Below are 25,308 nucleotides of genomic sequence, written 5' to 3'. Positions count from 1 at the left end.
CCGGGCATTGTTGGCAAGCTGTGAGAAGTCTAAAGAATTATAGTATGGTGTCGGATTAGCCGGATCAAAGAGATTTTTGTAATCATCGGGATTGACATGGATTGAATCACCAGCGACAATTGCTATGGTGAATTCAGCCCTAGCGCCGGGAGGCAGATCAAAAGAGCCGAAGCTGTAGACGAATTCAGCATTATTTCTGGCATTACTATTAGTTGCAAACGAGACAGCACCGCCATGAGGCGGCAGAAAGCCTTCTGCTGTATGGTCGACCGCGGCAAACATCTGATCGTAGTCAAATTCGCGTTTGCTCATAAGATAGTAATAATTGTTATCGTAATAAGGAAAGCCGAGGCCATGACCAAAATCCCGAAACCGTTCTCCGGGCTGCGCAAATTGGCGCGGACCCCACGGAAGCTCTAAAGCCATTGACCCGAAGTGAAGTTGAGCTGGCGTCCACCAATTGTAATTGCGTCGTTTGGCATCGCTTGGCGCTTCTAAAAGTCGCATTCCGACGCCCGCCTTCGGAGTTATATCACTCCATTCTCCGTTACTGAACCTGCCGTCGGTGTCGATGATATAAGAGATCCCGACTGTGTCCCGATAGTTGCAACCATCAATAGAAGGCCAGTCTTTGAGATGACCGACGTAGCATCCAGGATTAGAGTCAGACGGATTAAAATTGCTCGAATGATTGCCCCCGAGTCCGACAAAGACCTGTTCAATCGTTTGCTTGCCGATATTTTCAAGTTCATAGCTGACGAGGATAAAATCATCGACGGGGGGGCTAGACCAAGCCATCGACCGCTGGCGTATTTTGATATTGAGCGGGGTATGTTTGTTTTCTGGATAGAAGGGAAAACGTGACGAGAACGGTGTCTTGATTACTGTATCAAGATACTGGCAGACAAGATCAAGCTCTGAGCGGGCCTCGTGCGAGTAGTAACTCTGCCGGTTATCTTTGGTTTGATAGCCAAAATATCCAAAGGTTGAAGGATCAGTCGTAAGTTCGAATGATCCAAAACGTGTACTGAGCGTATCACTATTGACGATGCCGCCAATTGTGATATGACCGGCAAGATATGACCCACCGCTCTCAGGTGGATAAGTAAATATTTTATGATGAAGCCCGGTTAACGGGTCAAGAACGATATCATGAGGCACTTGATAGAACACGCCCATATTGTAGAACAGCATCTTCAATTTGTTATTCGTTTGCAGACCGTAAATATAAGCTGAACTGTCTTGAGCGGTAGAGATCGTGAAGGTGGTTATTGCTATGACTGAGACGAGGAATACTGTTCTGAGCATTGAAATCACAATCTCCGACGACATTTGGTCCATCTTGATGAGTGAGCACATATTATCGCATCATACATCATTGAGACGTACATGGGCGAAAATAGTGTATTGCGTTCATCGCCACTCATTAACTTAGTGCTGTCGAGCGCGAATGCGCCCGACAGCAAAATTATGCCGCCAGGAAACCTTGCCTAGCGACATAGCTTGATATGAGGATCCATCAATTGTTCAAATCGGCGGGCAGGTACGACACCGCGTGAGACAATTGGCGGGCGGGGGCTGCGGAGGATTATTGACGCAGATATTAGTGTGCAGTTGCAACCAACCCTCGCAAGACCAATACGTAGGATCATCGCAGCCATGATATAACAACAAAATTCACCCGGCGGCGGTTCAGGGCCTGCGAAGGCCGGAGCCGCCACAGTAAATGCCATGGCAAAGATGAACATAAATAATGATACTAGTCCAATGACTCCGAGTAATTGTTTTGTAAACATAGTAACACTTCCATTGTGTGGTGTTCCACAACAGATGGGAACACTCGTTTCGACATAAACGAACTATCAACTGAAACTACCGAACAGAGATGATCTCCTCCCTTCTAAGCGCGTACGGGTGAAGAGCGGTGATCTCTCTGGATGAGTCAATATATATATTAAACGGGTATGTAGAGATTTTATATTTCTGACCGATTTCCCTCTGATGGTCATTGAGTATCCGAAACGAGAAATTCGATTCTTCATGGATGAATTTGGTCGCCTCAAAATCTCCTGTTGCAATCATAATTATCCGCTCCGGCGACAACTGGTTACTTTTTATCAGCGAATCGATCATCAGAAGCTGGCCATGACAGGAATTACAAGTGGGCTCGACATAGGTGATAATCGTATTGCCTACAATCAGATCCGATAGCATGAAATGATGGTCATCGGTGGCATCAAACTCGAAATCAGGCAGGGTATCGCCGACCGAAAGTGTGCCCATACGCTCCAAGAGCTGTTTAGCAAATAATTCACGTTCGGTCTGACTTTCAGCCGCGACCTCGGCCTCTTTTTGATTGTTAATGATACCCCCTGCAAAAGTACCGCCGAAATAGGCGAGCGCTGATGCCAACAGGATAACGAGCGAAACCGAGAGTATTCGGTGGCCTGCTCGTGGACTTTGATTCTTATGCTGGATCAAGCTGCCCTCCCTGTGAAGAGTTCGCGCTTGCCAATTGACATAGATTCGGTATGTGAAAAGAATGATTCTCGATGAAAGTCGGTCGCGAATCGACAGATTCTTGAAAGCCGAGAAAAGAGCGATTTATCGCGGGGGGGGGGCAATAAAGAGAAGAGTCCTCGATTTAGCGAGCTTCTCTCTTGACAAAACCATGATCACAGTTGCCTTAGCTTTCAGTTGACATTCTTGATAATAGAAACAAGCAAGCTTATTCTTGACCTGTTGTCAAGTCATTCGTTTGAAATTTTCAGAGAAGTCATCCCACAAACTGTTCTCGTGAGAATCCAAAGCAACTATTATCCATTCCCCCCTCCAAACTCAGCGTTTGACTATCGCGCATGCGACAAGTATATTGCCCGCTTGTATGCAGGTAACTCGATGAAAGCCAAAGCCGTTTCTGCGGCGCACGGATTGAAACTATCCTGCCTCGGGTGGCACCAGGAAGCCGCCCTCCGAATGCTCAATAACAATCTCGATGCCGAGGTTGCAGAAAAACCACAGGAACTAATCGTCTACGGCGGGTCTGGCAAAGCGGCACGTAACTGGGATTGTTATGAGGCCATTGTCCGCTCGCTGAAGTCACTCAAAAATGATGAAACACTATTAATCCAATCGGGAAAACCGGTAGGCGTATTTCAGACCCATGAATATGCTCCGCGAGTGCTTCTCGCCAATTCTCATCTTGTGCCGCACTGGGCGACATGGGAGAAATTCCGCCAGCTCGAGAAGCTTGGACTTATTATGTACGGCCAAATGACAGCCGGGTCCTGGATGTATATAGGCACACAGGGGATCATCCAAGGCACCTATGAGACGATCGCCGCCGCCGCTGACAAGCATTTCAACGGCGATTTGACCGGAAAATGGATTTTGACCGGCGGCATGGGAGGGATGGGCGGCGCCCAGCCTTTGGCGGCGACACTCAATAACGCGTCGGCGCTGGTTGTCGAAATTGATGAAGCCCGCATCGACCGACGAGTCAAAATCGGCTACTGCGACATCAAAATCAAAACGCTCGATAAGGCCCTTAAGCTCATAAAAGAGCAGACAAAATCCGGCGTCCCTATTTCTATAGGGCTGGTCGGCAATTGCGCCGAGGTTTTTCCTGAGATATTCCGCAGGGGGATTATTCCCGATATTGTGACAGACCAGACATCGGCCCATGATGAACTCAATGGATACATCCCAGAAGGACTGACCGTAGCCGAAGCAATACGCCTTCGCACAGTTGATGCCAAAGGGTATATCGCGCGCTCGTTCGAATCGATGGCCAAACACTGCGATGCCATGATAAAGTTTCAGAAAGCCGGCTCGATTGTTTTTGATTACGGAAATAACCTTCGCGGCCAAGCTGAGCTCGGCGGACTGAAAACAGCATTCTCGTTTCCCGGCTTTGTGCCGGAATATATACGGCCGCTTTTCTGCGAAGGGAAAGGGCCGTTCAGGTGGGTTGCACTCTCGGGAGACCCTAAAGACATTGCCATAACAGATGACATTATTCTCAAAGAGTTCTCCTACAATAAGCCGCTTGTGAGGTGGATCAAAAAAGCCCGCGAAAAAGTTCCCTTTCAAGGTCTACCTGCCCGGGTCTGTTGGCTTGGATATGGCGAACGGGCAAAGTTCGGGGAAATAATCAACAGCTACATTAAGAAGGGCAAAATTAGCGCGCCGATGGTCATTGGCCGCGACCATCTCGACTGTGGCTCAGTTGCTTCGCCTTATAGGGAAACCGAAGCCATGAAAGACGGCTCGGATGCTATCGCCGACTGGCCGCTGCTCAACGCCATGCTCAATACTGCCTCAGGCGCGTCATGGGTGTCGATCCACCATGGAGGCGGAGTCGGCATTGGCAATTCGATTCATGCCGGGATGGTGATTGTCGCCGATGGCTCAAAAGAGATGTCACTTCGATTGAATCGCGTTCTGACCAACGATCCGGGCACCGGAATTATTCGTCATGCCGATGCAGGGTATGACGATGCCACCAAGTTCGCCAAAGACAATAAAGTAAAGATTCCGATGGCGAAAAAATGAGTTCCATGATGTAACGCTAAGTCTCGCATACCTGAATCATTCAACGTCACGATGAGACGCCTACAAAATCACTATAACAATGCATGTAAATAAGAAAGCGACTCTACTTATAAAGAACATCGGACAACTGGTCACAATGGCCGGCGATGTTCCGCGGCAGGGCAAGGCAATGAATGATCTTGGGCTGATCACAAATGCCGGCATTACCGCCGCAGGCGAAGAAATTGTCTCGGTGGGTGATTCAGATGAAATAGAACGACGTTCGCCGCTTGCGTTCGGATGCCGGGTAATCGATGCTGGCGGATGTGTGGTCACACCGGGTTTTATCGATGCCCACACCCATCCCATTTTCTCGGCCACGCGTGAGAGGGAATTTGAAATGCGAACCCAGGGCAAAACATATATGGAAATTGCCGAATCCGGCGGCGGAATCAGATCATCGGTGCGGGACCTTCGCGTGACATCATCAGAAGTTCTGTTTCAGAAAGCAAAAAAGCGATTAGACCGGCTTCTGGCGCATGGGGTGACGACTATCGAAGCAAAATCCGGTTATGGCTTGTCAACGGAAGCTGAGATAAAGTCTCTCGAAGTCATTCGCGAACTGAGAAATCATCATCCGATGGAAACGGTCTCGACTTTTTTGGGAGCGCATGAATTCCCCGATGAATACCGCAACGACCGCAAAGGATATATAGATTTAATTCTCAACGAAATGATACCGGCTGTGGTTGAGGCTAACCTCGCGGAGTTTTCAGATATATTTTGTGAAGAGGGGGTATTTAGTATCGAAGAGTCGCGCCTCATTCAACAAACCGCCCAAAGCGCGGGGTTGAAACTTCGCTTCCATGCCGATGAACTCGCATCGACCGGCGGTGCGGAACTCGCCGCATCAATGGGCGCCGTCAGCGCAGATCATCTGATGTTTATCTCAGAGAACGGCATACAGGCACTTGCGAGTAGTGGAACTTCGGCTGTGCTTTTGCCCGGAACATCATTTTCGCTCGGCGGACGCCATTACGCTCCAGCAAGAAAAATGATCGAGTCCGGTGTTGTTATCGCCCTGTCGACAGACTGCAATCCGGGCTCAAGCTGCACTGAGTCATTGCCAATGGTTATGTCGTTGGCGGCAATACATATGAAACTGACTGCGGCGGAAACAATTTCAGCGGTCACAGTCAATGCCGCGGTTTCAATAAATCGGGAGAAAACTATCGGCCAGATTGTCTCCGGCAAGCAGGCCGATATTGTGCTCTGGGATATGGCGGATTATCGCGAACTTCCCTATCATTACGGAGTGAATTTGGTGACCAAAGTAATTAAAAAAGGGAAGCTCGTTGTCGGCTGATAATGATGGATCGTATATGAGAAACATTTCTGGAAATCAGTACTTCGTTCACACTGTTCGGACAGTTGCTCTTCTCATGGTTATTTTGATTATGTGTTCCGGTTGCAGTGTCTACACGTTCAATCCGAAAGGGAAATCGAGTATCAGTTCCATCTATATTTTCCCGTTTGAAAACATAACTTCGGAGCTGACTTTGACTGAACGATTAACAACCCTCATCACCGATGCCTTTATCGCGGAGGGAAGTATCAAATTGCTTCCCGAAGAAAATGCCGAGGCCGTGTTGATTGGCTCATTGAATCGGTATGAACGTCTGCCGCATCGATTTGACCAGAACGATCAGGTTGAGCAGTACAAAGTGGTCATGAGTTTTGATCTCACTTTGAGGAATCCGACAGACCAGACTGATATATGGAAAGAAGTCACAATTCAGGAAGGGATCTACGATGCCGCGACTGAGACTGAAGAAGTCGGACAATCGAAAGCAGTCGCGCGTCTGGTGGAGGCCATTCTCAATAAGACGATAACTTCATGGTGAAGGGGGCATATATATTGAGGGGGCACATATAATGTCATTTAATGTCAATCTCGCGCCAAATGTCATTCCAGATCTAAATGTCATTCCCTTCCCAACTGTCATTCCAGCGCAAGCTGGAATCCATCTTCGTCTTCGTGCAGGCCATCTTTGCTTGTCCGCCGTGGAGAGACCAGCACCACATATAAGACTGCGCTCAGATAGAGCAGGCTCCTCACGCGTTTAGGAAGCTGTGCGATAAATCGCCAGAGAGCTATCCCTACCACCACAGTCACAATTGAAAATGGCAGCACCCAGCCGAAACTGGGCATTGTCTCTTTGAGGCCCGAAGCCTCAACAATTCCTCCAACGACTCATGCAGCCTCGCCGCTTCGTCTACCGACAAATAGAGAAATATCGCGGACAATCCATACCAATACTTAAAACCGACATTCTTGAATTGCCGTCTCTGGGAAGCGATAACAAATGCTATGATCGAGCCAACCAAGAGGATGACCGACGAAAACCACGTCGGGATATTTGACTCATAAGCCAAATTAAAGAGCGGAATGATTCCTCGAAGATGATCGTATCCGAGGTAGTATTTGCTGAAAACTCCTGCGAGACTTGTGATGGTAAGAAAACTAATACAGGCGAGGAGTACTTTGAGAAGATTTATAGGTTGTATAATGATGTTTCTATTCGACATGCTCGCCCCCCGGACCCTATCGGGTTTCCACGTACTCAATAAATCTCGATCCGCCTCTCGTCGACAGGCGAATCTTTTGGATACTCCACCCTTATCGACTTAAACGGGCAGCCGCTTGATGACTATCATCGTGAGATCATCGTAAATATGGTCTTCACTCGCAAATTTTGTCACGACAGCATAAATCGCGGCCTGAATCTCTTTGGCTGACTTCGCCTTATTTTTCTTTATAACCTCGATGAGCCTGTCGAGACCGAATTCCACTCCATTTTTGTCGAAAACTTCTGTCACACCGTCCGTATAGAGAACGACCGTGTCGCCGGGGCTGAGAACCATCGCACGCTCTTCGTATGTCGCATCGCTGGTGACTCCGAGCACCGGGCCGCCTTCAGCTAAATATTCGACCTGTCCGTTTTTGCGCAATAAGACCGGAAGATTGTGGCCGCAGTTTGAGAATGTTAGTATGTGATGACGGGCATCGAGCACACCATACACGGCCGTTACATAATTCCCCGATTCCATGGATTCGAACAGGAGGGAGTTTACTTTCTGACAGATAGTTCTGATGGAATAATTGTTGCGGATTTCTGCAATAAGCGAGGCACGAAAAGATGCCATAATCAGAGCCGCCGGCATTCCTTTGCCGGAAACATCGCCTATGGCAATACCGGTATGGCCGTCAACTATTCGTATGAAATCGTAATAATCACCGCCAACCTGCCCCGATGAAATGTTTGTCCCACAAACATCATATCCGGCCACGGCGGGATCCCGCTCCGGCAAAAACGAACGCTGAATTTCTCTGGCGATGTTTAACTGTTCGTCGAGTTTTTTGGCGTCGAGCAAGCTCTGATGAAGTCTCGCGCGTTCGAGCGATATCGCCGCCTGCGAGGCAAAGGCCGAAACAAGCGAGATCGTGCGCCGGTCGTATGCTCTGAGCTGATCGGATTCAAGATTTATGACGCCCAGGATTTTATCGCCGAGCTTTATCGGAACAACCAGTTCGCTTTTGGTTTTCGGGTTGGCATCCACATATCGGCTGTCTTTGGAAACATCCGGCACATTGACCGGCTCACCCGTGTGGGCCACCGAACCGATAAGGCCTTGACCGATTTTGAGCTGGAGTTTTTCATCATAGCTCGGATCATAGCCTACCACAAATATGGATTTGACTTTCATCTCCTCCGGGTCGATCAGGAAGACGCCGCCGACATCGTAGGATATTACTTGTTTGAGCGATGACATAATTGCCCTGAGGACCTCATCGAGATTGAGCGAACTCGAAAGCTTCATCCCGACTTCGAGCAGAAGATTTTTCTCAAGCGCTTCGCGTTTAACTTCGCGATAGAGATGGGCGTTGTCGATTGCCACCGCAATTTGGTTGTTGAGACCAGTGAGCATATCTTGGTCGGCATCGGTGAACTCGCCATCGGCTTTGTTGAGAGCCTGGATGACTCCGATCATATGCCCTTTGCCGATAAGCGGCACCGTGAGCACGGTTCGGATTTTTATGCCTACCAATGCGCTCAATTCAGGGTCTACAAAACCGTTGTCTGAGGCGTTATTGACGATGAACGGCTCCCGGAAGCGCGATGCCCAATGTGTAACTTCTTCATTCAACTCTCTCTTGATGACTTTCATGTCGCATTCGGCGCAGAGCATAAAGCGGATTTTCATGTCGCTTCGATGATGGTCGACTCTGAACACAAGCGCGGCTTCGGAACCAGCGGCAGTCATGACCAGTTTGAGGACCGATTCGAGGAGGTCTTCGTATTCTAATGTCGAGTTGAAAATCCGAGCGGCTTCGAGCAGAAGCTTTTCGGTACGTGTGCGCTGTGTAATCTTGGACATGGGACTGAAAAGGTACGCATCACAATGATAAAGTCAATCATATTTGAAATGACCTCAATACCATGAGTATACGTGCGTCTTAATAGTAGAAAACGCGTTACTGTGCCAGTAATACGAAAAAAAGTGGCTTACTTCGCGCCTGTCGGAGGCTCGGGGGTAATGTTCACGGGCGCGTTCAACATCTCAGGCGACCGAACCGCCCCGTCAGGGTCTGGTGGAAATTCAGCGACAACAGCCGGCCAGGTTAACTTGATGGTCGCTACGCCATCGTCATAAAATATGTAATTCGTCACCGGGATAATTCCAGACGGAACGCGTTCGCCCGGAATCAGATCATAATTGCTGTTCAAATACATAGTAAAGTACGGCTCAGGGTCAAAACCTTCATTTATGGCTATCTCCGTTCTCCAACTCAAAGTGGAATTGTAACAGTCATTAGAACACGAACCGCAATCATTTGTGTTTATACCGACATCTATTCCGGCTCCCATGGACATGGTGAAAGTGTGATGCAGTGGATCTATACCTCCAAGTGCGCCAAACGAAATGGCGTCGACTGCATTTTCGATTATGGGTATTTCTCCGCCACCCGACCAGGTGCTCGTCCAACAGCATCCGCCAGTACAGCCAGTTCCGCTCCCGCCGGCCGTAAAACTTCCGTAGGAGTCCAGGGCATGGTAGAAGGGGACACCAACAAGGTTGACCGGCGGCTCGTGTATTACCTCGCGGTGTGCGTGTATATCGGCGCGAATATGAACATTCATTTCTACCACTACTTTCGCCCCACCCTCCTGGTGCTCGTAATGGAATGGAATCCGCCAGGAAGTCAGATTGACTACGTTGCTTTTTCGATATGTCAGAGGCGTTAGGTCACCGAATGACCCACGCACTTCCACAGCCACCGGGCCAGCTGAGCCGGTGCCGTCTCTTCCGATGTCACACTTTATTTCGGTCGGTGTCCAGCTTACCACATTGAGATCGACCCCGTCTGCTTGCACACGCCTGTCGGCCGCGCCCGGGTCAGTCCCGAAAATGCCATTGATAGTCAAACCATCAACCGCTTCCTCCATACTCATAAATGAAATACTTGGCGCGAGCAGGCCGAAATTCCCAGATCCATGAAATGATTTGAACGTTGTCAAACCGCCAGCGCTAAGGCTTGGATGAATATGTAACCCCCTATTTGCCAAATCTCCGTAGATGTCGGGATACGGAAAGGGGCGTTGGTCCGGAGTTTCTTTTGGAGCCGCTTCATTTGCCCCAAGCAGGCGATCAAACATGAACTTCGCAACCAATGCGGCGGCATCGCTACCTACTATGTGAGACCAGCCGAAATAGACCGACGCATTCTTGTTCAACATGGCGTTTCGTAACCCTGCCGCCAAGGAGCCGCCTGCTCCGCAGGCGTCAATAAAGACCATCGCGTTTGGAGCAAAGTTTCCCCAATAGTAGCTTATGAATTTAGATGTAATGCCGTAATGGAGTTCTCTTATTTCCGCTCCAGCAACCGTCACACCGACAACTTCGATCATGAGAACCAAACGCTTAGCCTTCATATCTGCGGTATACGAAGGAATATTTGCAACTGTCACTTCTGTCATTGTCCACAAAGCAAACTCTCCAACGGTAAGGGTCGGGTCGTAATAACCCGCCCCGCCATGGCCGTCAAAATAGAGAATACCATCTCCGCTCACGGACTTGAGGGCGTTGACCGTACCCGATGTTGACGCCGCCATGAAATAACCATTCAATGTCAGCCACGACCGTATAGTTGGGCCAGCAGGCGTGAAATAAGCCCCCAAAGTCTGAATCATACGAACTTGTGCCGATTCCGGTAATTCCTCGCTTGCTGCGGCAGACGGCTGCGGGGTAACGTTCCCAACTGGCTTAGAATTATCCGGTATCACGATTTGATTCAATTCATCAATGGATTCATAAACTGTCGGGCCTACAGCGGAAGCAGAATCCGATGGTGGCCGATTTTTGCCAAACATGAGCATCACACTGTCGGCAAAAAGTGCCCACACGTTTCCAGTCTCACCTATAACCCCCGCCGTATCAAATTCAGGAAGGGTATTGATATAATCTGCTAATTGATTGTTGGCAGCATCAAGATTTGACCAGTTAAGGGTGCTAGAGAAACTGTCAACACTGTCAATAGCTGCCATACGTACAGCCGGGTCCATCAGAGTCTCATCCTCACAAGGAATAAGCGGCGCGTAGCTAATGAAAAGAAAATCAATCAATGCCGATAAATCGGACACATCGATAACCCCATCGATGCTCCCATCGACATTTGCCTCGGCGAGACAAGCCGGCTCGGCATAACTGATAAAAAGAAAATCGATGAGAGATGTCAAGTCAGAGACATCGGTCGAATCACCGGGAGAACCATCGATGTTACCAGTACTTCCGACACAGCATTGTTGACTCAGAGCGACATCATGCGAAAAAAGAATAAAACAGAAAACAGCGCAGACTATTAAAAATCGCTTCATGATGTAACCTACTCCGATCAGAACTGAATGTTTTGTCGCGCGTTGAATACGTTGCACGTCCAGATGTACTAATACTGTGATAAGATAGGCGAATATCCATTCTTGTCAATGGATAAAACGCGCTTCAGGCGTACTGTCGGGCGCCAACATTCAGATCACACCGCAAGCTGTGGCGGGTTCTCTTCTCTTGGTCTTGTAGCGATGAACCCCTGTGGTTCAGCGATTCCGCAGGCCATCTTACGTGGCTGGTGTACGTTTCCGTGCACCAACAAATTCCTCATATCCGTCATGGCTGTCCCCCTCACGAAAGAGGGCAGGCACAGGGACCTGCCCCTACGGAATAAACAGAGTTATCATTTGATTGTCCTGTAGGGGGCACCCTGTGGTTGCCCGACATTGGAGGGCTGCCCTCCCTCTTTCTTCACACCGTCCGCCACGGCGGGCGGTCCTGACAATCTCATATTCATCCGATATTCGTATGCCGAAACTTTCTCCGGTCTCCACCTCTTCCCTTCCCCCAAACCTGAAAAATCACCTTCCAATTAACAGGGGAGCCGGGACTAGAGCGGCGCGACGAGTAGCACACGCGCGCCAGTCATTCCCGAACCCCGCCTGTTGATGGAGAAAGGAGAAAAACTGTCATAACCACAGATGCCTATCAAGCGTCCGGTAGTGAATCGCCTCGGCCAGATGACCCATCTCGATGGCGTCTGAATCGGCAAGGTCTGCGATCGTTCGTGCGACTTTGAGGATTCTGTCATACGCCCGCGCCGATAGTCCCTGCTTTTTAATTGCCAGCCCAAGCAACGCCTGTGATTTCTCGTCTATCGTGCAGACTCTCCGGATATCACGCGCTTCCATATGGGCGTTGCAGTAAATGTGCTTTTCAGTTTTGAATCGCGCCAATTGCCTCTGACGCGCTTTGTTGACTCTCGAGCGGATGCTCAATGAATCTACACCGGCTTCATTCGATGAAAGGTCTTTGAATTTGACCGATGGGACAGTGATATGAATGTCGATTCTATCCATCAGCGGTCCGGAAATTTTCGACATATAGCGCTGAATTTCCCCCGAACTGCAGTTGCAGGAATGATTTGGATCCCCATGATAGCCGCACGGACATGGATTCATAGCTGAGATGAGCATGAATCCCGCCGGATAGGTGATGGTCGTCGATGCCCGGGAAATTGTCACCTGTTTGTCTTCCATCGGCTGGCGAAGCATTTCAAGGATATCCTTTTTGAATTCCGGAAGTTCATCGAGAAAGAGAACGCCATGATGCGCAAGCGAGACCTCGCCCGGTTTTGGAATTGCCCCTCCACCCACAAGCCCTGCATAAGAAATTGTGTGATGAGGTGAACGAAACGGCCGGGTAGCGACAATAGCGGCATCTTCGGCAAGGCGTCCAGCGACAGAATGTATTTTGGTCGTTTCCAGAGCTTCAGGGATTGTCATATCCGGCAAAATAGTTGACATGCGGCGCGCAAGCATTGTTTTACCAGAGCCGGGTGGGCCGATCATAATAATATTGTGCCCTCCGGCGGCGGCAACCTCCAACGCTCTTTTCGCTGACTCCTGGCCTTTGACATCGGAAAAATCGACTGCATACTTTCGCGCTTCTTCGAAGGCCGTATCAATATTTATGAGATAGCGCGCTATAGTGGATTCATCTTCCAGAAACTGCACAGTCTCTTTGAGAGACCTGACCGGATAGACAGGAATTGTGTCTGCCATGGCGGCCTCGCGGGCATTCTCATACGGCACAATTATCCCTTTTATGCCATTGCCGCTTTGAATATTCATGGCCATAGGCAGAACACCCGGGACTGGCCGGACCGCGCCATCGAGAGAGAGTTCCCCGAGCAGGACATAGTCATCGCATCGCTCACGGAGGATTTGTCCTGTTGCCGCCAAAATACCGACCGCGATTGGCAGATCGAATGCCGAACCTTCCTTTTTAATATCTGCCGGCGCGAGATTAATAGTTACTTTTTTAGCCGGAAAAACAAAATCTGAGTTTTTGATTGCGGCAGTGACGCGCTCTTTTGACTCACGTACCGCGCCATCGGGAAGCCCGACTGTGACAAATGCCGGAAGCTGTTGCTGAATGTCAGCCTCAACTTCCACTGTGTAAGCGTCCACACCGAGGGTCGCCGACGATACTACCTTTGCTAACATATTCCTCCATCCTGAATACGCTTTTAGGTCTGATTTACCATCATCCTGTCTGCGCAACAAGTATCAGGGATAGCCCTGACAGCTACTGTCAGTAGATTTTTGGAATGACTTAATTTGGACAAAAAAAACCGGCCGTGGGCCGGTTTAACTAAAAGGAGTCAGTATGAAAGAAAAAACCTAATTGTTGTTTGCAACAAGACGGATGGTGCGTCGCAACTGATTGCCGGAAACTGGGTCCTGCAGGATTTGGTTCATATAAGTAGTGTCGATAGTTTCCACTCGTGATTGATCAAGAGCAAATGATCCGTAAGGATTTTGGGATTCCCTGCAGACAACCGGGGTCGTACTTGAATCCAAAACAATGAACTGAACGCCATTGTTAAGCGTGTAATCGCCATCAATATCGCAGAAATTTCTTGTCTTGACAGTATCCGGGTAGAGCGCAAGATTGACCGTCTCATCCCAGCGCATCTGGAAAAAGGAGGAGGTGAACCTCATCGTTATGTATTGGCCCTTGACCACAACGGTGTCAACTCCATCCAACTCAAGATACGAATAAATGCCCTTATAATCGCCAATGAGAGTTGGGGGATCAGGCACAATGACATCGTTCCTACAGCTGATAATCCATGCCGAAGTAGAGACTCCGGCCAATACAACTATGAAAGTTAATACTTTTTTCATCACAATTTTTTCCTCCGACAACATATCGATTTCAGTGGGAGTCAATATACAGCCCCACCCGCTTCAGCACAACCAAATTTTCGATTTTCTATGCATTAGAATTACGATTAAGGCTCGCAGATGTGCAATCAAGAGTTTCCAAATTAGTCAGGCCAAAAGTCGAGCGCCCAAGTCCACCCTTAAAAACTGTCTCAAGCTCTCTCTACATTAATTAACTGTAAGTAATACAATGCGATACGAGACGAATGTCACAGACTCTTATTCAGCCGGGCCGCTTATCAAATCAAAGCCGGCATCTTTCCACGCAATTATTCCACCGGTTATGTTGAACACTTTCTCGTAGCCCAAACCTCTCAGAAAAGTTGTCGTAATCGCGCTCCGACGTCCGCTTCGGCAAAAACAATAGATTTCAGTCTCTCTGTCCTTGGGGATTTCTTCAATTCGTGCCGAGAGAACATCATGGGGGACTAAAATGTCGGTGAATGGCAGACGTCCCGCTTCAAACTCGCCAGCCGTCCGAACATCCAAAAGGAAAATCTTACGGCCTGAATCCAGGATGCGTTGTAACTCCAAAACCGTGACAGCAGGCGCCTCGATATCAGACAAAACTTAATCCCCCTGAAGATATTTTATGATAGAATAGTTGTTGTAGGGTCAAAAGATTAACCGACCTTAACATAGACAATGGGAAAGGCCTATGAGCCTTCAGCGATGGTCTTAAAAGAATATATCTTCCAGCTCTCGCCCACTTTGTGGACGCCGAATCGGGTGCGATATCCTTGGGATTTATCCTTGTCGACAAACATCACGTCGACCGAGCCAGCATCGCCCGTGATCGATGCTTTACCGATAATTCGCTGGTATGCGAACCATCGTTCTTTGGTCAGTCCGCCATCCATCAAATCTTTGACTACATCCTGCGGATTGTGAAAAACTCGCGGCTCATCCGTGTTGAGGCTATAGTCGCTCTCCTTGTTCTTCATAAGCTCAGGCACATCAAGCAGATGAAAGAGCGCGGCATCGTCATTTTTCTCCATCGCTCCAAAGAGCGCAATAACGACCTCCCGTGGATCACTTTGAGCGTTCTGAGAGCACGAAAACATAAGCGCTGAGAAAATTGAGAAAATAGCACAAATCCCAATCCATTTAATACCCTGTTTTTTCATTTGCATATACTCCACTGTCTCATACAAGTTCGATTACAGTCTTCCTGAAAGCGTGATTCTGTGGCTGTCGCCAAGGTCTGCTCCGGGCATGAAGGCGTAGCCGAATTTCAAATTCTTTTTGTAGTTAAAACCGAAGCCCAGCGCAAATCCGGCAAGTTTGTCTTCGGAGTCCCGGGCCCGAAAGTTCGAGCCGTAACTATTCCACCCAGCGCGGATAAAAAACGGATTCTGCTCAAAATATTCAATACCGACAGCAAAAACCGGATCATTATCTGTCGGAAGGATAATATCGGCGGCAAAAAGTACTGGTACACCTCGCGGCTTCATTGAACCGCCCAAACGGATCGAGGTCGGAAGACCATCCTTTTTACTTCCGAGGCTTGAAAGCTGGGAGCCAATATTTTGGATCATTAATCCTGCTCCGTACCGATCTCGGTCTGAAGAATAGCGAACACCCAAATCTGCGGCAACACCTGTGGCAGAATATTCCTGAATCTTCTCATATAGAAATTTTAGCGTACCGCCAAACGAAAAAGCCCTATTGTATCTCTGCGCAAACGAACCAGCAAAAAACAAATCCCCGCCGCTAAACTCACCTTCGACATTTCCCTGTAGATCAGTCTGTGTAAATGTGCCAAAACTCAGATAACTCGATGAAAGAGCAAAGGCTCTATTCTCCCCAAGTGGATGAATATACCCAAGAAATCCCGATTGCAGATCGATGAAATAGTTATGGTAACCGGCAATAAACCGTTTCCCTTCCATCGTCACCAGCCCGGCCGGGTTATAGTAAAGGGCTTCTTCGTCGTTGGCAAGACCTGTGTATGCTCCGCCCATGGCAACCGCTCTTGAGCCGATATCTATCTTTAGGAATGAAAAGGAACTTGTTCCTGCATTTTTATTGGCATCACCTGCGGTTACAGGCTCATGCAGACAGGCAAAAGCCAATAGAATCAAGGCAGATTTTGAAAGATGCGTGAACTGAAGGGGGAAATTGCGGAATTGTGCCATACTTGCTTGTGGTATGATAGCCCAAAAAGCCAAAACTGTCAATGTAAATTACAGGAGGTGTTTTGGGCCGGCCAGACAACCCATGATGTCCCACGAACCTCTCTCCGTCCCAAACCGAGAGCGGAGCGACCGAACCAATGGTGGGGTATTGATATGACTAAGATAATGACTGAGACTGGCTGGTGCTATCTGGTTATTGTGCTGGACTGGTATACCAAGCAGATAGTGGGACATCACTGCGGCAAGAGCTCGACGTCCCAAGAATGGTTGCAGGCTTTAGAACTGGGAGTATCCAGACGCTTTCGCGATGGAAGTCGTTCCAGTCAGGTGCATCTTATGTCTGATAACGGTAGCCAGCCGACTTCGGTGAGGTTTATGAAAACTTGTTCACTGTTGGGGATTGACCAAGCCTTCACGAGCTATGGTTACACCATTCCCTTTGGTCACAATAATCCCAAGGGGAATGCTGATAACCTAAGGGAATGGTGGAACCACACCGAGCGAATGCTGTAAGCTCGCCTCGGAAAGATGCGGACGATAAAAGAAGAACTGATATGGTTGCGGGAGTGGAGTTCGCCACATGAGGTGGCGACGGCCATATCGGGCTGGATCGAAACGTACAATGAAACATACCTGCATTCGACGCACAAATACCGGACGCCGAACCAGGCTGAAGCAACCTATAACTTAGACCATGAGACACTCATCAAATCAGCTTGACTAATGGGGAGCAGTACAAGCTAAGCCCATTTCCATCAAACTGTGCGAAGCCCCCGCTCGCCCGAACTGGTTGTTAGGCCGCTGTCGTCAACGTTGCTCATCACCCGCACGGCGCAGTAAAACGACACCGAACAGGCAGGGCATGATCCATGGGACGGCCGGAATTCCGGCAACAAAAGCTGGAATCGTGTACCAATGCATGAAGACCACTGTTGGGTCCGGGAACTGCAAACCTCTGTTCACAAGGCACAGCAATGCAAAGAAGCTCGCGATCACGAACGTGCGAGTCGCCCTGCGCCCGAGCCATTGGATTCGCCCGAGGGACGCCGCAAAGGCTGCAGTCGCGAGGTAGGTCAAGTACACTGCCCAATGACTTCAGGAATGTAGCTTTGAAGCCACGGCCGTGGCTTCCGGTCGAGGTCGAAAGTGCCCGACACTGGCGCCTCGGACAAGGGGATTTTTGCCGTTCACACGAAACTTACCTTGCTTCTCCCAATCGGTCATATCGTTGGCGATGCCGCCTTCAATCTGAAAAGAAGAAGTTGCCACACCCCAGAGGAAGTCATTTTCGAGTGTTTTTTTCATAGCGGCTGTAAATAAAGTCGTATTTTATCACTCAGCCAAGCATAACCGCATAGGACTATTTAGTGTCTCCCGCTGGCATCAAACAGAGAATATTTGATCTTTTATCGCCTCAGATAAATCAATACACAGGAAACATTTAGTCAACTAGCCCAGTTATACCTAAGAATAAACTCTTGACCGAGGAATATTGCCCTGCTATACTAACCGACTAACTGAACGGGCCCTTAGCTCAGTTGGTTAGAGCAGCTGACTCATAATCAGCGGGTCGCAGGTTCGAGCCCTGCAGGGCCCATGAATGATTTGGGATGTGAGGGCAATTAGCTCAGTTGGTTAGAGCGTTCGGTTCACATCCGAGAGGTCACAGGTTCGAGTCCTGTATTGCCCAAAGAAAAGGTATGATGCCGCTTTTGACATATAAGTTAACAATTCGAGGAGTCTTCCACCGGTGCCGCTCTGCAGAAAAACAGAACTTGGAATACCGAGCAGATCAAACGCATTTACAGGCCAAAAACCTGCATATGCGTTTTTTTTCGCCCAAAAGACTTTCGACTGACTGAGGAGGAATAGAGATAATGCACAACGAACTCGAATTGCTTTTAAAACTTCAGATCATTGATTACGACCTTGGCGAACTTGAACGTTCCAAAGCATATCTCCCCGATATGATAGACACTCTCGAACGCGAGATGCAGGAATCCAAGAGCAAACTTGAGACGGCCAAGCAGAGTTTTGAAGAGGCTCGTGTGCGACAAAAACAACTCGAATTGGATATTAAATCTAAAGAAGCCGACCTCCAAAAATACCAGCAGCAGATGATGTCAATCAAGACAAACAAAGAGTATGACGCTTTGGTCGCCAGTATCGATGCCATCAAAGCTTTTGTATCCGAAAAGGAGACGCTCTTGCTGCAAACTATTGATCTCAGCTCGAATTCCGAAAAGGAAATCGAAGCCCTGCTGGAGCGCGAGGTTTCGATCCGCGAAAACAATACAAAACAACTCCAGATTCTCAGGGAAAAAGTCGATTCTATCGGTAGTAAAGTTTCGAATAAAGAATCCAATCGCCAGGAAATAGTCTCCACCATTCCCCGCGCGGCCTTTTCGACCTATGAAAGAGTGCGCCGAGGCAAAGGCGGACGGGTTGTAAATGCCGTTAAAAAACGGGCCTGCGGAGCATGTTTTAAAGCCTTGACGCCCAAGAAGGTGCAGGAAATTAAACGCGCCGACCGGATTCATACCTGCGATAACTGCGGTTCGCTGCTTTACTGGGAAGAAGCTGAATCGAACTAAGAGACAATTTTATCCGGCACTTTCCCTTTTTTTCTCAGTTAAAGCCGGAAACGTCGTCCCTTTTAGAAATCGTGCAACGGCTACAAATTGAAGTAAGATTAGAATAATGGCAAGAATTTCCGAAGATACTGCTCTCACATTTGACGACATCCTGCTTGTGCCCGGTCACTCGGATGTTTTGCCGAAAGATGTCGATCTCACCACCCAAATTGCGCCGTCTATAACGCTCAATATCCCGATTATTTCATCGGCCATGGATACTGTGACCGAGGCCTCGCTTGCGATTGCGCTTGCTCGCGAGGGCGGCATTGGAGTCATTCATAAAAATCTCAGTCCTGAACATCAGGCCGGCGAAGTGGACAAAGTTAAACGCTCAGAATCGGGAATGATTGTCGATCCGATTACACTCTCGCCGGATAAAACAATCGGTGAGGCCTTGGCTGTAATGGATCGCTACTCTATCTCAGGCATTCCAATCACATTGAATGGCAGACTTGTTGGAATCCTGACAAACAGAGACCTTCGATTTCAAAAAGACACTTCCGCTTGGATTGCCGATGTAATGACAAAAGAGAATTTAGTGACTGTGCAGGAAGGTGTCGATATGGACACCGCAAAAGAGATGCTGCACAAACATCGCATAGAAAAATTACTTATTGTAGACAGCAACTATCATCTTAAAGGGATGATAACAGTCAAAGACATTCTCAAAAAGATTCAGTATCCCCACGCCTGTAAAGACAGCCGCGGCAGATTACGAGTTGCCGCCGCAGTGGGTGTCGGCTCCGATCTTGAACTAAGAGCCGAATGTCTCATCGCTGCCGGAGTCGATATGCTTGTGGTTGACAGTTCGCATGGTCACAGCGAAGGGGTTCTCAGGGCGGTCAAAACGCTTAAGAAAAAATTCTCTGCCGTTCCTGTTATGGCCGGCAATATCGCGACCGCCGACGGCGCATCGGCCCTTATTGATGCCGGCGCGGATTCCATCAAAGTCGGAATTGGTCCCGGTTCGATATGCACGACTCGTGTTGTCACCGGAGCCGGAATGCCCCAGGTCACTGCGGTCATTAGCGCCGCAAACGTCGCCCAAAAGGCGGGAGTGCCGGTTATCGCCGATGGCGGGATACGTTATTCAGGGGATATTACAAAATCACTTGCTTGTGGAGCGCATGCAGTTATGATTGGTTCGCTCATGGCCGGAGTCGAGGAATCACCCGGTGAAACAGTCCTTTTTGAAGGGCGCTCGTTCAAAGTATATCGCGGGATGGGTTCAATCGGGGCGATGAGCAGAGGAAGCGCGGATAGGTATTTCCAGGATCATCAGGCAGGTAGTTCAAAATTTGTGCCTGAAGGTGTGGAAGGGCGCGTTCCATTTAAAGGAAAATTAGGCGAGCTTGTGTATCAGCTTGTCGGAGGTCTGCGCGCGGGAATGGGTTTATGCGGCACGGCTAATCTGCAGGAATTGCGCCAGAAAGCCCGAATTGTCCGAATAACTTCGGCGGGAGTAACCGAATCCCATCCGCATTCTGTGCCGATAACTAAAGAGTCGCCCAATTACAGACGGCTGGTCTAGGCGCAGGTTGTAACTATGAAGATATTGTGTTGTTGTGTTATATATAAACGAAAGCTATTGAAAGCAGGAGGAACAGTCGCGTCCCGTGTCAAAGCGGGATGAGGAAAGTCCGAGCTCCACAGAATCGAGGCGCCCGGTAACGCCGGGGCGAAGTGATTCGACGGAAAGTGCCACAGAAACTAAACCGTTTCGCGCTTGCGCGGAATAAGGGTGAAAACGCGGTGTAAGAGACCACGATCCGTTTGGTGACAAACGTGATGGGCAAACCCCGCCTGGAGCAAGGCCAAATAAGGGAAGAGAGGCTGATTCGTCTCGTTTGATTCCCGGGTAGGCCGCATGAGCGTTCGGGTAACCGTGCGCCCAGATAAATGACTGTTAGCCTCGCTAACGCGGGGTGTACAGAACTCGGCTTATTTCCTGCTTTCAATAGCTTCAAAAATGCCTTGGAGGCTGTCTATGATAGTGTCCCACCGCGTCATTCCGCTCCGTTGGGTTCTGGCACCAGATCCGGACCCGACACTGGTCGCTGATTTGAGCAGCAAGACCGGTTTGCCTGCAGACATTGTGAAAATTCTCATCAATCGTCATTTGAATAAGGCTGAGGCGATTGAGCAGTTCCTCCATCCCGAGTTGACCGACCTCAAAGATCCGTTCATTATGAAGGGAATGGAGCAGGGAATTGACCGTGTAACCAAAGCTCTTTTCGACAACGAAAAGATAATGATCTACGGCGACTACGATGTCGATGGCATAACTGCCACAACCTTGCTTTATATGGTTCTCAATAAACTGGGCGGCCAAGTCAACTTCTATCTTCCCAACCGGCTTATTGAAGGATATGGTCTTTCGCCGGATGGTATCGATGAAGCCCACTCGCAGGGTGTCACTCTAATAGTGACGGTTGATACGGGCATCACGGCTGTAGAAGAAGTCGAATATGCCCGCAATTTGGGAATTGAAGTCGTCGTGACCGATCACCATGAACCCGGCGATGTCATACCCAAAGCGTATTCGATTGTGAATCCCAAGCAGGCCGGTTGCACCTACGGCGGAGAGCTGTCGGGTGTTGGAGTTGCTTTTAAATTTGCGCAGGCGCTCTACAAGCGGCTCAATCAGAATGAAACGGAACTGTACGAACATCTTGATCTGGTTGCCTTAGGAACCTCGGCTGATATTGTGCCGCTGGTTGGAGAAAACAGGGTTCTCACAAAATTTGGCATTCGCCAGATTTCTCGCACAACAAAACCGGGATTAAAGTCACTCGCCTTTGTCTCCGGGCTCATGGGTAAGGATATTGGAACAGGCCAAGTAGTTTTTATTCTGGCACCGCGCATCAACGCGCTCGGCCGTCTTGGGGATGCGAAACAGGCAGTTCGCCTTCTTTCAACTCGTGATGAAAGCCTTGCCCAATCAATCGCCCGCACTTTGGACACAGAAAACAAACGCCGTAAGGAAATCGACGAGCAGACGCTCAAACAGGCGCTCGAACAGATGGCTGTAACAGTCGATTTGGCGACCGATAAAGCAATCGTGCTTTCCGCCGAAGGGTGGCATCAGGGCGTCATTGGGATTGTCGCGAGCCGGCTTGTGGAGAAATTTCATCTCCCGACCGTCATGATTGCCGTCTCAAACGGGGAAGGCAAAGGCTCGGCGCGGTCTATCCCCGGCTTCCATCTGTGCGAGGCGTTGAAAGAATGCGAAGATCTTCTCATGCGATATGGCGGGCACAAGTATGCCGCGGGGCTCTCGATAAAACCTGAAAGAATCGAAGAGTTTCGAAAACGGTTCAAAGAAGTCTCGGCTAAAAATCTCAGCAACGATGATATAGTGCCAAAATTATTTATCGACAGCGAGATTGAATTGAGCGAAATAAATGACAAGTTCATGGATTCAATCGAAGCTTTTTCGCCGTTTGGTCCGCAGAATATGCGGCCGATATTTCTCACGCGTAATTGCGAAGTTGTCGGACAGCCATCGCTTGTCGGCAACAATCATCTCAAAATGCGCGTTCGTAAAGGGGATGCTGTGCTCGATGTTATCGGTTTTAGTTTCGGTGATATGGCGCGGGTCATCTCCGACAAAGGCTGTCTGGTTGATTTGGTCTATGCTGTCGAGTACAATACCTACAATGACATTACCCGCATACAGATACGACTTCGTGATATAAAACTCACCGTGGGAGATATGTCGCCGCGTTACAGTTAATCTGCCGCGCGGTTCTCGTGTGAGAATGAGACGCATGAGTATGCCATGACAGTACTGGAGAAGTTTCAGGGCGGGGATGTGCGGGCGCTTTCCAAACTCATCTCGTATGTCGAGGATGGTGAGAATGGCTCGCAGGATCTGCTTGGGATATTGTATTCCAAAATCGGCCATGCCCTTCGTATAGGCATAACCGGCCCGCCCGGCGCAGGGAAATCAACCCTCGTGAACGCGCTCGTCCACCAATACCTTGCCCGAAAAAACAAGGTCGGCATAATCGCTGTCGACCCAACCTCTCCGTTCACCGGCGGCGCATTACTGGGCGACCGGGTGCGTATGTATGAGTTTCCCTCAGATGGCTCGGTCTATTTTCGTTCAATGGCAACACGCGGCGCAAGCGGAGGGCTGGCCGATGCCACCAACAATGTGGCAACCATCTTTGATGCTTTTGGTTTTGATCTTACCCTTATTGAAACGGTCGGGGTGGGTCAGGTTGAACTTGATATTGTGGATGCCTGTGATGTTGTGGTGGTGGTTCTTGTGCCTGAATCAGGCGATGCGGTGCAGACGATGAAGGCCGGTCTGATGGAAATCGGCGATATTTTTGTTGTCAATAAAGCCGACCGTCCAGGGGCGGAACGAATCGCGGCAGAACTCAAGATGACTTTGGATATTCGCAAGCATCCGGCTTCGGGCTGGCGTCCGCCGATAGAGTCAACCGATGCGGTGAATAAGAAAAATATTGACCGTGTTATTCTGCGGATAGACGAATTTATTGCTTTTCGGAAGGAGCGCAATCAGTTCACTGCGCATAGAAGGGATCAGATCAAAAGGACGATACTGGCATCGATAAAATTGCAGTTTGACAGGGATTTTCTCAGCCAAGTTTCAACCGAAGAGAATATCAATGAAATTATTGATCGGGTGGAAAAGAATAAAGAAAGTCCCTACGCCATAGCGTCAGAGATTTATAGCCGGTTCGCTTAATTTGAAGCAGAAGCATCCAACGGCTTCATCTTCCTCGTTATTCCCTTTATCTTCATCAAAACATCCCACACGGCAACTATTACGCTGGCGGTAAAAATTGAAATTGCCGGAGTTGCAGGATATATGATACGGGAAGTTTGCCAATACGAGAATGCTGAGGTTAGCGCAAAATACAGAAATATTGTCACAGTGAATGAAGCCAGAAGATATTGACGGCGCCAAATCATATACAGTAATCCTAATAAGGCTAAAACTGACGTCCGAAAGTGCAGTTTATGATCGCCTAAATATGCGCGAACGGCATTCACTTCATTTTTCCACACTGGAGTCTGCACAGTGTACAACTCAAAATCATTATGGACATTGTCAATTATGTTTTTGTAGCAAACAGCCAGATACACGTCTCTGTGATGCGACAGCTGATACGAGGTCTTCTCGTTCGCCAAGTGGGTAAACTCATAGACGTATGATTTATTCGATCTCTCCATTCGGGCTTTAACCGAATCATCGAATCGGTCTCTCATACCTTGAAAAGGCAATTGTTCGGTTCGTTCCTCCACCACACAAATTACGTTTTTGAGCCCGCCAGAGCCTGCGAGAGATATTTGAGCAACACCGATTGTGTTATAGTTATATAGGAGATACGAGCCCAAAATCAGCCCCCAAACCGCCGTCGCAGTTAGGACTCCGGGCAAAGTTCGTCGAAGACAGCGCACGAACGCGTCCGTCAGCTGTAGGCACCAACCAATCCAGAGTACGCCGAATATGCCATACAACATAACCCCAGTAGATCGCACCAGCGCAGCCATTGCAAAAAGCAATCCTACAAGAATAAATTGTCGCGGGTTCGATGATTTGAATGCGCCCAAGGCAAGCGTAAATCCAGACAGCATGAGAAACACAAAGAGACATTCAGTTAATAAAATATTTGAAAGGCTGATAGCCGCGGGTGACAAACTATGGGCCATACCGGCTATAAAGGCAACATTTCGCGCCCCCCCCAATTGAAGAGCGAGTTTCGCAATCAATACCGAAGAAAATGCTCCAAGAATTATCTGGATAAGAATAATCCGAATTGAGTCATCGTCATTCCGCCATCCTGCAAGCGCAAGAAATGCCGGGTATCCGGGTCCCTGTTTTTTGATAGTATGTGTGTCAAAATCGAAATTTTTAAGAATTGTAGATGAGGCTTGTGCATACTGATCTGAGTCCGGAGTGAGTCGAGACCACTTTTCGGGGGGAACCTGCCAATACATAAGACCGAAACAGAGCAGTCTTAATCCTATAGCGGTAATAAGTATGATAAGAAAGGCTTTACGCCCTAAACTGACATGATTCGACTGTTGGTGTGACATGTTTATAAAAATATCTATTAGATAAACCAAGTCAAGCGCTTAAGGTGCAAGCAAAGATTTGGCGGCGAGCACTCTTTGACCTGTTGA

Annotated in this window: 20 protein-coding genes, 2 tRNA genes and 1 other RNA gene; 11 read left to right on the top strand and 12 right to left on the bottom strand. The window is 48.8% G+C overall.

Going from position 1 to position 25,308, the window contains the following annotated elements:
• On the bottom strand, window positions 1-1,308 hold a 1,308-nt coding region (locus tag SGI97_03580), incomplete at its 3' end, for a hypothetical protein (GenBank protein ID MDZ4722972.1).
• 564 nt (window positions 1,309-1,872) lie between these two features.
• Complete coding sequence (locus tag SGI97_03575) at window positions 1,873-2,481, bottom strand: redoxin domain-containing protein (GenBank protein ID MDZ4722971.1); 609 nt, start codon at window positions 2,479-2,481, stop codon at window positions 1,873-1,875.
• Between the two features lie 417 nt (window positions 2,482-2,898).
• Here SGI97_03575 and hutU point away from each other — a divergent pair, with 417 nt between their 5' ends.
• The 3 genes from hutU to lptE all read left to right on the top strand — a co-directional run bounded on the left by hutU (window position 2,899) and on the right by lptE (window position 6,437).
• Complete coding sequence (gene hutU / locus SGI97_03570) at window positions 2,899-4,554, top strand: urocanate hydratase (GenBank protein MDZ4722970.1); 1,656 nt, start codon at window positions 2,899-2,901, stop codon at window positions 4,552-4,554.
• 79 nt (window positions 4,555-4,633) lie between these two features.
• Window positions 4,634-5,899, top strand: coding sequence for an imidazolonepropionase (gene hutI, locus SGI97_03565; GenBank protein ID MDZ4722969.1), 1,266 nt, complete (start codon window positions 4,634-4,636; stop codon window positions 5,897-5,899).
• Between the two features lie 16 nt (window positions 5,900-5,915).
• Window positions 5,916-6,437, top strand: coding sequence for an LPS assembly lipoprotein LptE (gene lptE / locus SGI97_03560; protein ID MDZ4722968.1), 522 nt, complete (start codon window positions 5,916-5,918; stop codon window positions 6,435-6,437).
• A gap of 98 nt (window positions 6,438-6,535) precedes the next feature.
• Here lptE and SGI97_03555 read toward each other — a convergent pair whose 3' ends face one another.
• The 8 genes from SGI97_03555 to SGI97_03520 form a co-directional block, all read right to left on the bottom strand.
• On the bottom strand, window positions 6,536-6,745 hold the full coding sequence (locus SGI97_03555) for a hypothetical protein (protein MDZ4722967.1): 210 nt from the start codon (window positions 6,743-6,745) through the stop codon (window positions 6,536-6,538).
• A 476-nt stretch (window positions 6,746-7,221) separates the two neighbouring features.
• Complete coding sequence (locus SGI97_03550) at window positions 7,222-8,973, bottom strand: SpoIIE family protein phosphatase (protein MDZ4722966.1); 1,752 nt, start codon at window positions 8,971-8,973, stop codon at window positions 7,222-7,224.
• 128 nt (window positions 8,974-9,101) lie between these two features.
• Entirely contained in the window at window positions 9,102-11,471 is a 2,370-nt protein-coding gene (locus SGI97_03545; protein MDZ4722965.1) for an IPT/TIG domain-containing protein, read from the bottom strand.
• Window positions 11,472-12,110: 639 nt separating this feature from the next.
• Window positions 12,111-13,649, bottom strand: a complete 1,539-nt coding sequence (locus SGI97_03540; protein MDZ4722964.1) for a YifB family Mg chelatase-like AAA ATPase — start codon at window positions 13,647-13,649, stop codon at window positions 12,111-12,113.
• 177 nt (window positions 13,650-13,826) lie between these two features.
• Window positions 13,827-14,333, bottom strand: a complete 507-nt coding sequence (locus SGI97_03535) for a hypothetical protein (protein MDZ4722963.1) — start codon at window positions 14,331-14,333, stop codon at window positions 13,827-13,829.
• A 258-nt stretch (window positions 14,334-14,591) separates the two neighbouring features.
• Window positions 14,592-14,939: a rhodanese-like domain-containing protein gene (locus SGI97_03530; GenBank protein MDZ4722962.1), complete on the bottom strand. Its 348-nt coding sequence runs from the start codon at window positions 14,937-14,939 to the stop codon at window positions 14,592-14,594.
• Window positions 14,940-15,028: 89 nt separating this feature from the next.
• Entirely contained in the window at window positions 15,029-15,499 is a 471-nt protein-coding gene (locus SGI97_03525; protein MDZ4722961.1) for a hypothetical protein, read from the bottom strand.
• A gap of 33 nt (window positions 15,500-15,532) precedes the next feature.
• Window positions 15,533-16,510, bottom strand: a complete 978-nt coding sequence (locus SGI97_03520) for a PorV/PorQ family protein (protein ID MDZ4722960.1) — start codon at window positions 16,508-16,510, stop codon at window positions 15,533-15,535.
• On the opposite strand from SGI97_03520, the gene SGI97_03515 reads away from it, so the two are divergent.
• A complete protein-coding gene (locus SGI97_03515; GenBank protein ID MDZ4722959.1) occupies window positions 16,472-17,023 on the top strand; it encodes a DDE-type integrase/transposase/recombinase in 552 nt (183 codons plus the stop codon). The genes SGI97_03520 and SGI97_03515 overlap by 39 nt on opposite strands.
• A 582-nt stretch (window positions 17,024-17,605) precedes the next feature.
• On the opposite strand, the gene SGI97_03510 is transcribed toward SGI97_03515, so the two are convergent.
• Entirely contained in the window at window positions 17,606-17,815 is a 210-nt protein-coding gene (locus SGI97_03510) for a family 1 glycosylhydrolase (protein MDZ4722958.1), read from the bottom strand.
• Window positions 17,816-18,033: 218 nt separating this feature from the next.
• On the opposite strand from SGI97_03510, the gene SGI97_03505 reads away from it, so the two are divergent.
• The 7 genes from SGI97_03505 to meaB all read left to right on the top strand — a co-directional run bounded on the left by SGI97_03505 (window position 18,034) and on the right by meaB (window position 23,866).
• Window positions 18,034-18,107, top strand: a tRNA-Ile gene (locus tag SGI97_03505).
• A gap of 19 nt (window positions 18,108-18,126) precedes the next feature.
• A tRNA-Val gene (locus SGI97_03500) sits at window positions 18,127-18,200 on the top strand.
• Between the two features lie 187 nt (window positions 18,201-18,387).
• Complete coding sequence (locus SGI97_03495) at window positions 18,388-19,104, top strand: C4-type zinc ribbon domain-containing protein (protein ID MDZ4722957.1); 717 nt, start codon at window positions 18,388-18,390, stop codon at window positions 19,102-19,104.
• A gap of 106 nt (window positions 19,105-19,210) precedes the next feature.
• Window positions 19,211-20,677, top strand: coding sequence for an IMP dehydrogenase (gene guaB, locus SGI97_03490; GenBank protein MDZ4722956.1), 1,467 nt, complete (start codon window positions 19,211-19,213; stop codon window positions 20,675-20,677).
• Window positions 20,678-20,737: 60 nt separating this feature from the next.
• Window positions 20,738-21,105, top strand: an RNA gene (gene rnpB / locus SGI97_03485) — RNase P RNA component class A.
• Between the two features lie 28 nt (window positions 21,106-21,133).
• Entirely contained in the window at window positions 21,134-22,882 is a 1,749-nt protein-coding gene (gene recJ, locus SGI97_03480) for a single-stranded-DNA-specific exonuclease RecJ (protein ID MDZ4722955.1), read from the top strand.
• Window positions 22,883-22,927: 45 nt separating this feature from the next.
• A complete protein-coding gene (gene meaB / locus SGI97_03475; GenBank protein ID MDZ4722954.1) occupies window positions 22,928-23,866 on the top strand; it encodes a methylmalonyl Co-A mutase-associated GTPase MeaB in 939 nt (312 codons plus the stop codon).
• Here meaB and SGI97_03470 read toward each other — a convergent pair.
• Window positions 23,863-25,221: a glycosyltransferase family 39 protein gene (locus tag SGI97_03470; GenBank protein MDZ4722953.1), complete on the bottom strand. Its 1,359-nt coding sequence runs from the start codon at window positions 25,219-25,221 to the stop codon at window positions 23,863-23,865. The genes meaB and SGI97_03470 overlap by 4 nt on opposite strands.
• Window positions 25,222-25,308 lie beyond the last annotated feature (87 nt).

Source organism: Candidatus Zixiibacteriota bacterium (assembly GCA_034439475.1).
GTDB lineage: Bacteria > Zixibacteria > MSB-5A5 > GN15 > FEB-12 > JAWXAN01.
Note: the sequence above shows the minus strand (reverse complement) of the source record. Positions and strands in the feature narration are given on the sequence as shown.

Excerpts from the sequence above, each read along its gene's own strand:
- hutU (MDZ4722970.1), top strand. The coding sequence starts at position 2,899 with ATGAAAGCCAAAGCCGTTTCTGCGGCGCACGGATTGAAACTATCCTGC.
- hutI (MDZ4722969.1), top strand. The coding sequence starts at position 4,634 with ATGCATGTAAATAAGAAAGCGACTCTACTTATAAAGAACATCGGACAA.
- lptE (MDZ4722968.1), top strand. The coding sequence starts at position 5,916 with ATGAGAAACATTTCTGGAAATCAGTACTTCGTTCACACTGTTCGGACA.
- SGI97_03555 (MDZ4722967.1), bottom strand. The coding sequence starts at position 6,745 with ATGCCCAGTTTCGGCTGGGTGCTGCCATTTTCAATTGTGACTGTGGTG.
- SGI97_03550 (MDZ4722966.1), bottom strand. The coding sequence starts at position 8,973 with ATGTCCAAGATTACACAGCGCACACGTACCGAAAAGCTTCTGCTCGAA.
- SGI97_03545 (MDZ4722965.1), bottom strand. The coding sequence starts at position 11,471 with ATGAAGCGATTTTTAATAGTCTGCGCTGTTTTCTGTTTTATTCTTTTT.
- SGI97_03540 (MDZ4722964.1), bottom strand. The coding sequence starts at position 13,649 with ATGTTAGCAAAGGTAGTATCGTCGGCGACCCTCGGTGTGGACGCTTAC.
- SGI97_03535 (MDZ4722963.1), bottom strand. The coding sequence starts at position 14,333 with ATGAAAAAAGTATTAACTTTCATAGTTGTATTGGCCGGAGTCTCTACT.
- SGI97_03525 (MDZ4722961.1), bottom strand. The coding sequence starts at position 15,499 with ATGAAAAAACAGGGTATTAAATGGATTGGGATTTGTGCTATTTTCTCA.
- SGI97_03515 (MDZ4722959.1), top strand. The coding sequence starts at position 16,472 with ATGCGTGAACTGAAGGGGGAAATTGCGGAATTGTGCCATACTTGCTTG.
- SGI97_03520 (MDZ4722960.1), bottom strand. The coding sequence starts at position 16,510 with ATGGCACAATTCCGCAATTTCCCCCTTCAGTTCACGCATCTTTCAAAA.
- SGI97_03510 (MDZ4722958.1), bottom strand. The coding sequence starts at position 17,815 with ATGAAAAAAACACTCGAAAATGACTTCCTCTGGGGTGTGGCAACTTCT.
- SGI97_03495 (MDZ4722957.1), top strand. The coding sequence starts at position 18,388 with ATGCACAACGAACTCGAATTGCTTTTAAAACTTCAGATCATTGATTAC.
- guaB (MDZ4722956.1), top strand. The coding sequence starts at position 19,211 with ATGGCAAGAATTTCCGAAGATACTGCTCTCACATTTGACGACATCCTG.
- recJ (MDZ4722955.1), top strand. The coding sequence starts at position 21,134 with ATGATAGTGTCCCACCGCGTCATTCCGCTCCGTTGGGTTCTGGCACCA.
- meaB (MDZ4722954.1), top strand. The coding sequence starts at position 22,928 with ATGACAGTACTGGAGAAGTTTCAGGGCGGGGATGTGCGGGCGCTTTCC.
- SGI97_03470 (MDZ4722953.1), bottom strand. The coding sequence starts at position 25,221 with ATGTCACACCAACAGTCGAATCATGTCAGTTTAGGGCGTAAAGCCTTT.